Here is a 16936-nt window from a genome sequence, read left to right on the forward strand (position 1 = left end):
GCCTGCATCAAACGACCGCGCGCCGCAACCAACGTGCAGGCATCCTCCAACGAGAACACCCCCGCCACATACGCGGCGGCGATCTCACCGATGGAATGACCGATCACCACATCCGGAATCACACCCCAGTGCTCCAGCAACCGGAACAACGCCACCTCAACCGCGAACAGCGCAGGCTGAGTGAACACCGTCCGATCCAGCAGCTCGGCATCCGCACTCCCCTCCGCCGCGAACACCACCTCCCGCAACGGACGATCCAGCACCACATCCAGATGCGCGCACACCTCGTCCAGGGCGCGGGCGAACACCGGGAAGGCGTCGTACAACTCCCGCCCCATGCCCAGCCGCTGCGCACCCTGGCCCGAGAACAGGAACGCCGTCAGGCCCGATGGCGTCGCGACGCCCCGCACCACTCCCGGGCCCAGGTCACCGGTCGCGACGGCCTCGACGCCACGCAGCAGTTCCGTTCGGTTCGCACCCGAGATCACCGCGCGGTGCTCGTGCACCGAGCGCGAGGCCACCAGCGAGTAGCCCACATCCAGCGCGCCCAGCTCGACACGCTCCAGCAGATACGACCGCAGCCGCTCGGCCTGCGCACGCAGAGCCTCCGCACTCCGGGCGGAAAGCGCCCAGGGCACGATGCCCTGATCGTCGGCCGGGGCCGCCGGGGCGGGCTCCGCCTCGTCCGCTGCCGGGGCCTGCTCGATGATGGTATGCGCGTTGGTCCCGCTGACGCCGAAGGCGGAGATACCCGCCCGGCGCGGATGCCCGGTCTCGGGCCACTCCGTCGCCTCCGTCAGCAGCCGCACCTCACCCGCCGACCAGTCCACCTCATGCGACGGCTCGTCAACATGCAGCGTCCGCGGCAGCACCCCGTGCCGCATCGCCATCACCATCTTGATGATTCCGCCGACACCGGCGGCGGCCTGCGTATGGCCGATGTTCGACTTGAGCGCGCCCAGCCAGAGCGGACGGCCCTCCGGCCGCTCCTGGCCGTACGTGGCCAGCAGCGCCTGCGCCTCGATCGGGTCGCCAAGCGTGGTACCCGTACCGTGTGCCTCCACCACGTCCACCTCGGTGGCCGGTACTCCGGCGTTGGCGAGGGCCTGGCGGATGACCCGCTGCTGGGAGGGGCCGTTGGGCGCCGTCAGACCGTTGGACGCACCGTCCTGGTTGACCGCCGAGCCCCGCACGATCGCCAGCACCTCGTGACCGTTGCGCCGAGCGTCGGACAGCCGCTCCACCAGGAGCATGCCCACGCCCTCGGACCAGCCCGTGCCGTCCGCCGCGTCCGCGAACGGCTTGCACCGGCCGTCGGGGGCAAGACCGCGCTGACGGCTGAACTCCACGAACGCGCCGGGTGTGGCCATTACCGTCACACCACCGGCGAGCGCCATCTCGCACTCGCCCTGGCGCAGCGCCTGCGCGGCCTGGTGCAGGGCGACCAGCGACGACGAGCACGCCGTGTCCACCGTCAGCGCGGGCCCCTCCAGACCCAGCGTGTAGGAGATGCGACCGGATACGACCGACGTCGCGTTGCCGGTCAGGATCTGCCCTTCCAGCTCCCCGGCCGCGCCGTCGTGCCCGACTCCGTAGCCCGAGGTCGCGGCGCCCACGAACACACCGATCTGCCGGCCACGCACGGACATGGGAGCGATACCGGCCCGCTCGAACGCCTCCCAGGACGTCTCCAGCAGCAGCCGCTGCTGCGGATCCATGGCAAGGGCCTCACGCGGCGAGATCCCGAAGAAGCCCGCGTCGAACTCGCCCGCCTCGTGCAGGAAGCCGCCCTCGCGCGAGTAGAACGTGCCCAGCCGCTCGGGGTCCGGGTCATACATCCCGTCCACGTCCCACCCGCGGTTGGACGGGAAGTCGGAGATGGCGTCGCCACCGCCGGCCACCAGCTGCCACAGCTCCTCGGGGCTTCCGACACCGCCGGGGAAGCGGCAGCTCATCCCGACGATCGCGATCGGGTCACCATCGGCCGGGGCCACCACCGCCGACGGCGCCGCCACCGCACCCCGCGTCCCCAGCACCTCGGCACGCAGATGGTCGGCCAGCACCGTGGCGCTCGGGTAGTCGAAGACCAGCGTGGCCGGAAGCACCAGCCCGGTCTCCACGTTCAGCCGGTTACGGAACTCCACCGCCGTGAGCGAGTCAAAACCCAGCTCCTTGAACGCCCGCCCCGGCTCTACGACCTCCGCACCCGCGAAGCCGAGAACCGCCGCGGCCTGACTCCGCACGAGTTCCAGCAGGGTCCGGTCGATCTCGGCCTCGGTGAGCCCGGCCAGCCGTGCCCGCAGACCCGTGGACGCATCGCCTGTCCGGGCGAACGAGCCCGCGCTGTCGAGTGCCCTCCGGACCTCGGGCAGATCGCTGATCAACGGGCTCGGGCGCTCCAAGGTGAACACGGGGGCGAATCGCTCCCAGTCCACATCGGCGACCGTCAGCACACCGTCGTCACCCGCGACCGCTCCCCGCAGCGCGGCAAGGGCCAGCGTCGGCGGAATGACCGCCAGGCCACGGCGGACGAGCTCTGCTTCCATCCCTTCCGCGGTCGCCATGCCGCCCTCGGCCCAGGGGCCCCAGGCCACGGCCGTACCGGCGAGACCCCGGGCACGGCGGTCCTCCACCAGCGCGTCCAGATAGGCGTTGGCCGCACCGTACGCGGCCTGACCACCACTGCCCCACACACCCGCGATCGAGGAGAACACCACGAAGGCATCCAGCTCACGGTCGCCCAGCAACGCGTCCAGATGCCCGGCACCGGCCGCCTTCCCGGACACCACCGAGGCGGCGTCCGCCAGACTCATCCCCGCCAGCTCGGCAGCCTGCTCCACACCCGCCGCATGGAAGACCGCCCTCAGCGGAAGCTCCTCCGGGACGGCGTCCAGCACCGCGGCCAGGGCGTCCCGATCGGACACGTCGCATGCCGCCACCGTCACCCGTGCGCCCAGCGCTTCGAGCTCTTCACGCAGCTCAGGCGCGCCCGGCGCCTCGATGCCACGACGGCTGGTCAGCACCAGATGCTCAGCACCGTCGCGCACCAGCCAGCGGGCCACCTGACCGCCCAGCGCACCCGTACCACCGGTCACCAGCACCGTGCCACGCGCCCGCCACGCCGTCCCGTCGGCAGCCGACCCGGCCGACCGCGTCAGCCGGCGTACGAACACTCCCGAACCGCGCACCGCGACCTGGTCCTCAGCGCTCCCGCCGGACAGCACACCCACCAACCGGCCCACCGCACGGTCGTCCAGCACCTCGGGCAGATCCACCAGACCACCCCACACCGCCGAGTGCTCCAACCCCACCACCCGGCCCAGACCCCACACCTGCGACTGCACCACACCAGCCAGGCGGTCCGAACGCCCCACCGACACCGCACCCCGCGAAGCACACCACAACAGCGCCTCGACACCCACCTCGACCAACGCCCGCACCAGCGTCAACGTCGAAGCAAAGCCATTGGACAGCGCGGGACGCCCGGGGCAGGGCTCCTCGTCCAGAGCCAGCAGCGACAACACACCACCCAGATCAGGCGCGTCGGCGACCGTCTTACGCAGCCGCTCCGCCAGCGCCTCGGCGTCCAGGTCCCCCTCGTCCACCGTCAGCGACACCACACCCGCGCCATGCCGCCCAAGCCCGGAGACCACCCCCGCCACCAACTCATCCCCGGCACACGACGCCGGAACCACCACCAGCCACGTCCCCGACAACGACCCACCGGCCACATCCCCAACCGGCTTCCACGACACCCGATAACGCCAGCCATCAATCGTGGACTGCTCACGGCTGCTGCGCCGGTACGCCGACAGCGCGGGCAGCACGGCGCCCAGCGTCGCCTCGTCATCGAAGTCGAGCGTCCTCGCGAGCGATTCGAGATCCTCGCGCTCCACGGCCTGCCAGAACCACGCATCCACCTCATCGCGGATACCGGCGTCGATTCCGGCCGCGTCGGCGGACTTCTCGATCCAGTAGCGCTGACGCTGGAACGGGTAGGTCGGCAGATCGATCCTGCTGGTCTCAAGGCCGTTGAACGCCGACTGCCAGTCGACAACGGAGCCGTGCACATGCAGCCGCGCCAGCGCCGTGGTCAGGGCCACGGCCTCCGGACGGTCCTTGCGCAAAACCGGCACGACCACGGGCGACGGGTCGGACTCGGCACGTGCCGCCAGGCAGTCCTGCGTCATCGCCGCGAGTACACCGTCGGGGCCCACTTCGAGGAACGTGGTCACGCCCTGCGCTTCGAGCGCCCGCACGCCATCCGCGAACCGCACCGCCTCACGGACGTGGCGCACCCAGTACTCCGGCGAGCGCACCTCCGCGTCCGCCACCTTGCCGGTGACGTTGGAGACGAGGTCGATGGAGGGCGAAGCGAACGACAGACGTTCCACGACGCGCCGGAAGTCGTCGAGCATCGCGTCCATGCGCGGCGAGTGGAAGGCATGGCTCACCCGCAGCCGACGGGTCTTACGGCCCTCCTGCTCCCACTGTCCGGCGATCTCCAGCACAGCGGCCTCGTCACCGGCGATGACCACGGAGGTCGGGCCGTTGACGGCGGCGATGCTCACCTCGGCCTCGCGGCCCGCGAGCGAGCCCGCGATCTCCTCCTCCGACGCCTGCACCGCCACCATCGCGCCACCCTCGGGCAGCGCCTGCATCAGGCGTCCCCGGGCCGCGATCAGTGCGCAGGCGTCCTCCAACGAGAACACGCCCGCCACGTGCGCGGCCGCGATCTCGCCCACCGAGTGGCCGATCACCACATCCGGGGTGACACCCCAGTGCTCCAGCAGCCGGAACAACGCCACCTCGACCGCGAACAGCGCGGGCTGGGTGAACGCCGTCCGGTCCAGCAGCTCGGCATCCGCGCTCCCCTCCGCCGCGAACACCACCTCCCGCAACGGACGGTCCAGCACCACATCCAGATGCGCGCACACCTCGTCCAGCGCCTCGGCGAACACCGGGAACGCCGCGTACAACTCCCGCCCCATGCCCGGACGCTGCGCACCCTGGCCCGAGAAGAGAAACGCGAGCGTGTCCTCGACGCGCGCCACACCCTGGACGACCTGGGCCGTGTTCTCGCCCTGAGCCAGGGCCTCCAGACCGCGGAGAAGGCCGTCTCGGTCCTCGGCGACCACGGCCGCGCGGTGCTCGAAGACCGAACGGGTGGTGGCCAGGGAAAAGGCCACATCGGTCGGCGCCGACTCGGGATGGGCACTCACATGGGCGTGGAGCCGGCTCGCCTGGGCGGAGAGCGCCTCCGCGCTCTTTCCGGACACCAGCCACGACAGAACGGCGGGCTGCCGAGCCTCGCCGCCCTGAGGGGCCGCCGCCTCCTGCTGCCCCTCAGGGTAGGCCGCCGGGGCCTGCTCGATGATGGTGTGGGCGTTGGTCCCGCTCAGCCCGAACGAGGAGATGCCCGCCCGGCGCGGCTGCCCGGTCTCCGGCCACGCGGTGGCCTCGGTCAGCAGCCGCACCTCACCCGCCGACCAGTCCACCTGCCGCGATGGCTCATCCACATGCAGGACCTTCGGCAGGGTGCCGTGCCGCATGGCCATCACCATCTTGATGATTCCGGCGACACCCGCGGCGGCCTGGGTGTGGCCGATGTTCGACTTGATGGCACCCAGCCACAGCGGCTGCCCCTCGGACCGACCCTGACCATAGGTGGCGAGCAGCGCCTGCGCCTCGATCGGGTCGCCCAGCGTGGTACCCGTGCCGTGGGCCTCGACCGCGTCCACCTCGGCCGCGGACAATCCCGCGCTCTCCAACGCCTGCCGGATCACGCGCTGTTGGGACGGGCCGTTGGGCGCCGTCAGACCGTTGGACGCACCGTCCTGGTTGACCGCCGAACCTCGGACGATCGCCAGCACCGGGTGGCCGTTCTTCCGCGCGTCCGACAGCCGCTCGACCAGCAGCAGACCCACGCCCTCGGACCAGCCCGTGCCGTCCGCGCCCTCCGCGAACGGCTTGCACCGGCCGTCGATCGCCAGCCCGCGCTGCCGGCTGAACTCGATGAACGAACCGGGGGACGACATGACCGACACACCACCGGCGAGCGCCAGCTCACACTCGCCCTGGCGCAGCGCCTGGATCGCCAGATGCAGCGCCACCAGCGACGACGAACAGGCCGTGTCCACCGTGACGGCCGGTCCTTCGAGGCCGAAGGTGTAGGAGATGCGGCCCGACACCACGCTGGCCGCACTGCCCGTCAGATAGCCCTCGAGTTCACCCCCGACCTCGTAGAGGTGGGTCGCGTAGTCCAGGCCACTCGTGCCGACGAAGACCCCGACCGGCTTGCTGCGCAGGGAGACGGGATCGATCCCGGTCCGCTCGAACGCCTCCCACGAGGCTTCCAGCAGCAGCCGCTGCTGCGGATCGGTCGCCAGCGCCTCACGCGGGGACATTCCGAAGAACTGCGGGTCGAACTCGTCGGCGTCGTAGAGGAAGCCGCCCTCACGGGTGTAACTCGTCCCCGAATGGTCCGGGTCCGGGTGGTACAGCGACTCGTTGTCCCAGCCGCGGTCGGTCGGGAACTCGGAGATGGCGTCGACGCCATCCGCGACGAGTTGCCAGAGTTGCTCGGGGGTGCGCACACCCCCGGGGAAACGACAGCTCATCCCGACAATGGCGATGGGCTCTTTCGAGGCCGAGACCAGACGCTGGTTCTGCAGCTTGAGGCGGTCGTTTTCGCGCAGGGAAGCGCGCAGCGCTTCGACAACTCTTTCGGAGGACGTAGCCATCAGTAGCTCCACACTTCCAACAACATCAAAGGTCAGCGCCGCCCAGAGCCCTCTGGACGAGGTCATCGACATCCATCGTGTCGACCGCGCTACTCATCTCTTCTTGCGGCGCCGACTCAGAACCGCTCTCCGACAGGTGAGCGAGTTCGAGCAGGGTGTCCATGAGTCCGGCTTCGCGGAAACGCGCGAGCGGAATGGCGGCCAACGCCTCGCGTATCCGGTCCTCTTCCGGGTTGTTCTGCTCAGCCCCACCGCCTTGCGGAAACATGCCCGTCTCCAGATGCGCGGCCAGTGCGGTGAGATTCGGGTAGTCGAACGCCAACGTGGTCGGCAGATCCAGGCCGGTGATCGCACCCAGCCGGTTGCGCAGCTGAACGGCGGTCAGCGAGTCGAAGCCGAGCTCGGTCAACGAGCGATCGTTCTCGATGGCATCCGGGGTCGCGTGCACCAGGACGGCGGCCACATGCTGACGCACCAGCTTGCGGAGATTACGCTGACGCTTCGCCGAGGGCAGCGCCTCCAGGCTCGCGCGCAGCTCCGACGCCGCCGACTCGGTCGCCGCCGGGTCAGCGGGCACCGGCGAGGCGGTGGGCCGCTGCGTCTCGGTCAGCTCGGCCAGCAGCGGTGCCGGCCGGTTCCCTCCCAGCTCGGCCGCGAGGCGCTCCCAGGTGGCATCGGCCACGAGGAGGAAGGTCTCGTCGAGGTCTAGGGCCCGCTGGAGCGCGGAGATCGCCAATTCGGGGTTCATCGGGGCCATGCCGCCCCGCCTCATCTGCTCTTCGAGCTCCCCGTCGACCGCCATACCGCTCCCGGCCCAGGCGCCCCAGGCGATGGACGTGGCCGGAAGGCCGTCCGCGCGCCGCCGCAGCGCCAGCGCGTCGAGGTAGGCGTTCCCCGCCGCGTAGCTGCCCTGACCCGGACCGCCGATGGTGCCCGCCGCCGAGGAGAACAGCACGAACGCCGACAGGTCCATTCCGGCGGTCAGCTCATGCAGGTTCCGCGCCGCGTCCACCTTCGGGCGCAACACACCGGCCGCCCGTGACACCGTCAGCGCGTCGAGGACGCCGTCATCGAGCACACCGGCGGTGTGCACCACGGCGGTCAGCGGGAACTCCCGCGGAAGCCCGTTCAGTACTGCGGCCAGCGCCTCCCGGTCGGCCGCGTCACACGCCACCACCGTCACCCGGGCGCCGAGCCCCTCCAGCTCCGCCTTCAGCTCGGCGGCACCCTCGGCCTCCATGCCACGACGGCTCGTCAGCACCAGATGCCCGGCACCCGTACGCGCCAGCCACCGGGCCACATGGCCACCGAGCCCGCCCGTACCACCGGTCACCAGCACCGAACCACTCGCACGCCAGCCATCGGCGTCCGTGGCCTCCGGCGCCGAGGCCCGCGTGAGCCGCTTGGCGAACACACCCGAGCCACGCACCGCGACCTGGTCCTCGCCGCCCTCCACGGACAGCAACCCGACCAGCCGCGACACCGCGCGCTCGTCCAGCGTCTCGGGCAGATCGACGAGACCGCCCCAGATCTGCGGGTGCTCCAGGGCCGCGACGCCGCCGAGCCCCCACACCTGCGCCTGCGCGGCACTCGCCAGCCGGTCGGAACGCCCCACCGACACCGCGCCCCGCGAGGCACACCACAGCCGAACACGCATGCCCAGCCCCGCCACGGCCTGCACCAGCCACAACGTCAGTGCGAGTCCGGACGCGACCACCGGCTCCCCGGCGTACGGCTCCTCGTCCAGCGCGAGCAACGACAGCACGCGGACATCGGACTCGCCGTCGACCGCGGCGAGCAGTGCCCGAGCCAGCCCGTCGCGGTCCGCGTCGGTGTCAACCGCCACCGGTACGACACGGGCACCGGACTTCTCGAGCGCTTGGGAAATCGTCCGGGTGGTCTCGCTGTCCGCGAGCGAGGCGGGCACCGCGAGCAGCCACGTACCGGACAGCGGACCAGCAGCCACCTCCGGGACGGGCTTCCACGAGACCCGGTAGCGCCAGCCGTCCACCGTGGCCCGCTCGCGCTGCTGACGGCGGTACGAGGACAGCGCGGGCAGCAACTCGCCCAGCGAACCATCCCCATCGACGTCCAGCGCCTCCGCCAGCGCCTCCAGATCCTCGCGCTCCACCGCGTCCCAGAACCGCGCGTCCACACTGTCCACCGCGCCGGAACCGCCCGACGACTCCGCGCGGTCCTCCAGCCAGTAGCGCTGACGCTGGAAGGCGTACGTCGGCAGCTCCACCTTCCGTGCGCCACGCCCGGCGAAGACCTGCTCCCAGCCGACCGCGACACCATGGACATGCAGTTCGGCCAGCGCCGCCGTCAGCGCCTGAGCCTCGGGGCGGTCCTTGCGCAGGACGGGTACCACGGCCGAAGCCGACCCCGCGTCCGCCACCAGGCAGTCCTGCGTCATCGCGGTGAGCACACCGTCCGGGCCCACCTCCAGGAACGAGGTCACCCCGAGCTTCTCCAGGGCCCGTACCCCGTCCGCGAACCGCACGGCCTCCCGCACATGCCGCACCCAGTAGTCCGCCGAGCAGACATCGTCCGCGCCCGCCGGCTGACCGGTCAGGTTGGAGACCAGCGCGATGGCCGGCGGGGCGAACGTCAGCCCCTCGACGACCTTGCGGAAATCGTCCAGCATCGCTTCCATGCGCGGCGAGTGGAACGCGTGGCTGACCCGCAACCGCCGCGTCTTACGCCCCCGCTCCGCCCACTGCCCGGCGATCTCCAGCGCCGCTCCCTCATCACCGGCGATGACCACGGCCGTCGGACCGTTGACGGCCGCGATGCTCACCTCGGCCTCACGACCGGCCAGCGACGGAGCGATCTCCTCCTCCGACGCCTGCACCGCCACCATCGCGCCACCCTCCGGCAGCGCCTGCATCAACCGGCCACGCGCCGCGATCAGTGCGCACGCGTCCGCCAGCGAGAACACCCCCGCCACATACGCGGCGGTGACCTCGCCCACCGAGTGGCCGATCACCACATCCGGAGTGACGCCCCAGTGCTCCAGCAGCCGGAACAGCGCCACCTCGACGGCGAACAGCGCGGGCTGGGTGAACGCCGTCCGGTCCAGCAGCTCGGCGTCTTCGCTGCCCTCGGCCGCGAACATGACCTCCCGGAGCGGGCGGTCGAGCTGCCCGTCCAGCTGAGCGCACACCTCGTCCAACGCCTGGGCGAACACCGGGAACTCCTCGTACAGCTCCCGTCCCATGCCCAGACGCTGCGCACCCTGGCCCGAGAACAAGAACGCCCTCGGACCCGACGCGTTCGCGACGCCCTGAATCACTCCCGGGGCGACCTCTCCGGCCGCGACGGCCTCGAGCCCGGCGAGGAGTTCCGCACGGTTCGCGCCCGACACCACGACACGGTGCTCGAACATCGACCGCGTCGCCACCAGCGAATGGCCGACGTCCAGCGCGCTCAACTCGGCCCGCTCCATGAGGAACGCCCTGAGCTGTGCCGCCTGGGCCCGCAGCGCGTCCGCGCCACGCCCCGACAGCAGCCATGCGGCCACACCACTGTCACCGTCGGAAACCGGGCTCGTCCCGGCCTCATCCTCAACCGGCGGGGCCTGCTCGATGATGGTGTGGGCGTTGGTGCCGCTCACGCCGAACGCGGAGACACCGGCCCGGCGCGGATGCCCGGTCTCGGGCCACTCCGTCGCCTCGGTCAGCAGCCGCACCTCGCCCGCCGACCAGTCCACCTCGTGCGACGGCTCATCCACGTGCAATGTCCGCGGCAACTTCCCGTGCCGCATCGCCATCACCATCTTGATGATTCCGGCGACACCTGCCGCGGCCTGCGTATGGCCGATGTTCGACTTGAGCGCGCCCAGCAGCAGCGGCTCGCCATCGGGCCGACCCTGCCCGTAGGTCACCAGCAGCGCCTGCGCCTCGATCGGGTCGCCCAGCGTCGTACCCGTACCGTGCGCCTCCACGACGTCCACGTCGGCCGCCGACAGACGGGCGCTCGCCAGCGCCTGCCGGATCACCCGCTGCTGCGACGGGCCGTTCGGCGCCGTCAGACCGTTGGACGCACCGTCCTGGTTGACCGCCGAGCCCCGGACGACCGCCAGCACCTCGTGGCCGTTGCGCCGGGCGTCGGAGAGCCGCTCCAGCAGGAGCATGCCCACGCCCTCGGACCAGCCCGTGCCGTCCGCGGCGTTCGCGAACGGCTTGCAGCGGCCGTCGGGGGAAAGCCCACGCTGGCGACTGAACTCCACGAACGCACCGGGCGACGACATCACCGAGACGCCACCGGCGAGCGCCAAGTCGCACTCGCCCTGGCGCAGCGCCTGCGCCGCCAGATGCAGCGCCACCAGCGACGACGAGCACGCCGTGTCCACCGTCACCGCGGGCCCCTCGAGGCCGAGGGTGTACGAGATACGGCCGGAGGCCACGCTTCCGGCGCTTCCGCTGCCCAGGGACCCCTCGAAGCCCTCGGGGACGTTCCGCAACCGGGTGCCGTAGTCGTTGTACATCACGCCCACGAACACACCGGACCGGCTGCCCCGCTTGGTCACGGGGTCGATACCGGCCCGCTCGAACGCCTCCCACGAGGTCTCCAGCAGCAGCCGCTGCTGCGGGTCGGTCGCCAGCGCCTCGCGCGGGCTCATGTCGAAGAAGCCGGGGTCGAATTGGTGGGCGTCGTAGAGGAACCCGCCGTTCTTGGCGTAGTACGTGCCCTCCCGGTCGGGGTCCGGGTCGTACAGGCGCTCAAGGTCCCATCCACGGTCGGACGGGAACTCGGACATCGCGTCCGTGCCCGCCATGACCAGGTGCCACAGCTCCTCAGGTGTCCGCACACCCCCCGGGAAGCGGCAGCTCATGCTCACGATCACGATGGGGTCGCCGTCCACCGCCGCGTCCGACGCGGCCGCCAGCGCCGCGCCCGCCGACGAAGTGGCGCTCTCGCCGCCCAGGATTTCGTCGCGGATGTGGCCGACGAGTGCCATCGGAGTCGGATAGTCGAAGACCAGCGTGGCGGGCAGCCGCAGACCGGTCTCCGCGGTGAGCCGATTCCTCAGGTCGACGCCCATCAGCGAGTCGAAGCCGAGCTCCTTGAACGGCCGTCGTGTGTTGACGGTCTCGGGGGTGGCGTGCCCGAGGGCCGCCGCCGTCTGCGTACGGACCAGCTCCAGCAGCATCTGGTCCTGGGACGTCCGGGGCAGACCCACGAGGCGCCGACGCAGCTCGTCGGGAAGGGTTTCGCTCTGCTCCGAGCGTGCCGTACGGCGCGCCGGCGCGCTGGGCACGACCTTGCGGAAGACGGCGGGGAGTTCGGCGCCCTGCGCACGCAGCGCCGGGATGTCCAGCCGCACCGGGACCGGCACGATCTCATCCGAGACGAGAGCCGCGTCGAACAGTTCGAGCCCTTCCTCGGAGGAGAGCGGCACCAGACCCGTACGCGACACCCTGCGCAGGTCCCGTTCGCCGAGGTGTCCGGTCATGCCGCTGGCCTCGGCCCACAGACCCCACGCCATCGACACACCCGACAACCCCTGAGCCCGACGCCACGACGCCAGACCATCCAGGAACACATTCGCCGCCGCATAGTTACTCTGCCCCGCACCACCCAACACACCAGCGGCCGACGAGAACAGCACGAACGCCGACAGGTCCAGCCCGGCAGTGAGCTCATGCAGATTCCAGGCCGCGTCCACCTTCGCCCGCAACACCGGCTCAACCCGCCCACGCGTCAACGACGTCAACAACCCGTCATCGAGCACACCCGCCGCATGCACCACACCGCTCAGGGCGAAGTTGTCCGGCAACCCCGACAGCACCCCGGCCAGAGCCTCACGATCGGCAGCGTCACACGCCTCGATCAACACCTCAGCGCCCGCCGCCTCCAGCTCAGCCCGCAGCTCCGCAGCGCCCTCAGCCTCCGCACCACGACGGGAGAGCAGCACCAGCTTGTCCACACCGTGCCCGGCCACCAGGTGCCGGGCCACCAGGCCGCCCAGCACACCCATGCCGCCCGTCACCAACACCGCACCCGAACCGAACACCCCCGACTCCGAAGCGTCCCCCGAGGGCAGCGACCGGCCCAGACGCGGTACCCGGACCGCGCCCGACCGTACGACCACCTGCTCCTCACCCAGAGCGAGCACCCCGGGAAGCACACCCTCGACGCCGTCGACGTCATCGGTGTCCAACAGCACCAGACGCCCGGGATTCTCCGCCTGCGCGGACCGCACCAGGCCCCACACAGCCGCCCCGGCCATATCCGCCACGCCCTCGCCCGCGTCAACGGCACCGCAGGTCACCACCACCAACCGCTCACCCTCACGGTCCTCATCCGCCAACCACCCCTGCACCCGCTCCAAGACCTCAAACACACGCCCATACACCTCACCCACCACATCCACACCACCAGCCACCACCCGCACAACCTCAACCCCCGCCGCGACCTCACCACCCGCAACCACAACCCCCGGCGCATCCACCCACTCCACCCGGAACAACGCATCCCGCGCCACCCCACCCACCGCACTCAACTGATCCGCGTCAACCGGCCGCAACACCAACGACTCAACCGACGCCACCCCACGCCCCGACTCATCCCCCACCCACACCGACACCGCATCCGACCCCACACCCACCGACGCCAACCGCACCCGCAGCGCCGTCGCACCCACCGCATCCAACGCAAACCCACGCCACGAAAACGGCAGCAAACTCCCCGAACCGCCCGCCAGACCCTCACTCACACCCATCGCATGCAACGCGGCATCAAACAACGCCGGATGCAAACCAAACTGTCCCGCCCGCTCCCACTCCTCCTCCGGAAGCCCAACCTCAGCGAACACCTCACCCCCACGCCGCCACGCACGCCGCAACCCCTGGAAAACAGGCCCGTACTCCAACCCGTTCTCCGCAGCCCGCACATACTCACCCGACACATCAACAACTTCAGCCCCCACCGGAGGCCACACACCAAAGTCAAAGGAAGAGGAAGCGCCGCGGGCACCTTCCATCGGCGCGAGCACACCACGGGCATGCCGCGTCCATACGGCGCCCTCGCCCTCCGCCTCCTCCCGCGAGAACACACTCACCTCGCGGAAGCCGGAGGCATCCGCCTCGCCCACCTCGACCTGGATCTGGACGCCCCCCTGCTCGGGCAGGATCAGCGGCGCCTCCAGGACGAGTTCCTCAACCCGGCCACAGCCGACCTGGTCCCCCGCCTGCACCAGCAACTCGACGAAGGCCGTCCCCGGCAGCAGCACGATCCCATGCACGGCGTGATCCGCCAGCCACCCATGCGTGGCCAACGACAGCCGCCCATTCAGCAGCACCCCGCCACCGCTGGCCAACGACACGACCGCACCCAACAACGGGTGTCCCAGCGAGCCCAGTCCCACCGAGCCCACATCGCCCACACCCGCGGGCGCGTCAAGCCAGTAACGCTCACGCTGGAAGACATACGTCGGCAGCTCGACCCGCCGGCCACCCCAGTTCTCCAGCACGGTGGCCCAGTTCACCTCGGCGCCACGCACGAACACCTCGGCGGCGGAGGTCAGGAACCGCTCCAGGCCCCCCTCGTCGCGCCGCAGCGTGCCGACGACCACGGCCTGGGCCTCGGCGGCCTCCACCGTCTGCTGAACGGGAACGGTGAGCACCGGATGCGGGCTCACCTCGATGAACACACCATGCCCGTCATCGAGCAGGGTGCGCGTCGTGGACTCCAGCTCAACCGTCTGCCGCAGGTTCCGATACCAGTACTCCGCGTCCAGCCCAGCCGTATCCACCAGCTCACCGGACACCGTCGAGTAGAACGGCACCTCCGACGAACGCGGCGCCAAGTCCGCCAGAACCTCCAGCAGCTCCTCGCGAATGGCCTCCACGTGTGCCGAATGCGAGGCGTAGTCCACCGGAACCCGACGGACCCGGATCTCCTCGCCCTCCAACCGCGCGACCATCTCATCCAACGCGCCCGGGTCACCGGAGACCACGACCGAGCCGGGCCCGTTGACCGCCGCGACCGAGATCGCGCCATCCCAGGCGGCGATGCGCTCCCTGGCCTGGTCGACCGACAGGCCGACCGAGACCATGCCACCACGTCCGGCAAGACCCGCCGCGATCGCCTGCGACCGCAACGCCACCACCTTCGCGGCGTCCTGCAGCGAGAGCGCACCCGCCACACACGCCGCAGCGATCTCACCCTGACTGTGCCCCATCACCGCATCCGGCTCCACACCCACCGAACGCCACAACTTCGCCAGCGACACCATCACCGCGAAAAGAACAGGCTGCACCACATCCACCCGGTCAAAACCGGGAGCACCCGCAACCCCACGCAACACATCCGTCAACGACCAGTCCACATACTCAGACAGAGCCGACTCACACTCACCAACCGCCTCCGCGAACACCGGCGAAGACTCCAGCAACCCCACCGCCATACCCACCCACTGCGCCCCCTGCCCCGGGAACACAAACACCGAACGACCGGGAGGCGCGCTCTCGCCCACCACCACGCCCGGCAGAGCGGACTTGTCCACGACGGCGTCCAGTCCGGCGAGCAGCTGGTTCCGGTCCCGGCCCACCACGACCGCCCGGTGATCCAGCACCGATCGGGTCGTCACCAGCGACCGCGCCACATCGGCGGCGCCCAGCTCGGCGCGCTCGGCCACGTACTCCCACAGCCGCCCGGCCTGTGCCCGCAGCCCCTCCGCGCCATGGCCCGACACCACCCAGGCCACCGGGCCCTCGGCAACCTCGGTCTCAGCGGCCTCGGTCGCCTCGGCCTCCGGGGCCTGCTCCAGGATCACATGCGCGTTCGTCCCGCTCACACCGAACGAGGACACACCGACCCTGCGCGAGTCGCCCGTCTCCGGCCACGGGGTGGACTCGGTCAGCAGCGACACCGCCCCCGCCGACCAGTCCACGTGCTCCGAGGGCTCCTCGACATGAAGGGTCTTCGGCAGCACACCGTGGCGCATCGCCATCACCATCTTGATGACGCCGCCCACGCCCGCGGCCGCCTGCGTGTGCCCCACGTTGGACTTGAACGAGCCCAGCCACAGCGGCCGGTCCGTTCCGGCGCGCTCCTTGCCGTAGGTGGCCAGCAGCGCCTGGGCCTCGATCGGGTCACCCAGCGGCGTTCCGGTGCCGTGTGCCTCCACCGCGTCCACGTCGGCCGCCGACACGCCCGCGTTGCGCAGCGCGTCACGGATCACCCGCTGCTGCGAGGGGCCGTTGGGCGCCGTCAACCGGCTGCTCGCGCCGTCCTGGTTGACGGCGGCGCCGCGTACGACGGCCAGCACCCGGTGTCCGTTGCGCTGGGCGTCGGACAGCCGCTCCAGCAGCAGTACACCGGCGCCCTCGGCCCAGCCGGTGCCGTCCGCGTCGTTCGAGAAGGACTTGCAGCGTCCGTCCACGGCGAGTCCGCGCAGTCGGCTGAACTCGATGAACACGCCCGGCGTCGCCATCATGGCCACGCCGCCGGCGAGCGCCAGCGAGCAGTCGCCCTTGCGGAGCGCCTGGACGGCCAGGTGCAGCGCCACGAGCGACGAGGAGCACGCCGTGTCCACGGTCACCGCGGGGCCTTCGAAGCCGAAGGTGTAGGAGATGCGGCCGGAGGCGACGCTTCCCGCGCTGCCGTTGCCGAGGTGGCCTTCGAGGCCCTCGGGGATCGACTGGATGCGGGAGCCGTAGTCGTTGTACATCACGCCGACGAACACGCCGGTCCGGCTGCCACGCGCGGACGCCGGGTCGATGCCCGCCCGCTCCAGCGCCTCCCACGAGGTCTCCAGCAGCAGCCGCTGCTGCGGGTCGGTCGCCAGCGCCTCGCGCGGGCTCATGCCGAAGAACGAGGCGTCGAAGCCGTTCGCGTCGTGCAGGAACCCGCCCTCACGCGTGTAGCTCTTGCCCACCTGCTCCGGGTCGGGGTCGTACAGGTCCTCGTCCCATCCCCGGTCCACGGGGAAGGTGGAGATGGCGTCGGTGCCCGAGGCCACCAGCTCCCAGAGGTCCTCGGGCGACGCCACCCCACCGGGATATCTGCACCCCATGCCGACGATGGCGATGGGTTCCCGGTCCCTGTCCTTGAGTTCCTTCAGCTCTTCACGGGTCTCGTGCAGGCTGGCCGTCGCGCGCTTGAGGTAGTCGCGCAGCTTGGTCTCACTCACCGCTTCTTGTCACTCCTCTGAGCACCCCGGACAGGGGTGGAAAGCCTTCGGC

General features: G+C 70.8%; 2 protein-coding genes. Both read right to left on the reverse strand.

The genetic code is table 11. The annotated features are described in order from the left end of the window. Nucleotides 1-6743, reverse strand: a 6743-nt coding sequence (locus J2Z30_RS32495; RefSeq protein ID WP_209468933.1) for a type I polyketide synthase, incomplete at its 3' end; no start/stop codon positions are given. Between the two features lie 25 nt (nucleotides 6744-6768). Then, complete coding sequence (locus J2Z30_RS32500; RefSeq protein WP_209468934.1) at nucleotides 6769-16884, reverse strand: type I polyketide synthase; 10116 nt, start codon at nucleotides 16882-16884, stop codon at nucleotides 6769-6771. Between the last annotated feature and the right edge of the window lie 52 nt (nucleotides 16885-16936).

The organism is Streptomyces iranensis (assembly GCF_017874715.1).
GTDB lineage: Bacteria > Actinomycetota > Actinomycetes > Streptomycetales > Streptomycetaceae > Streptomyces > Streptomyces iranensis.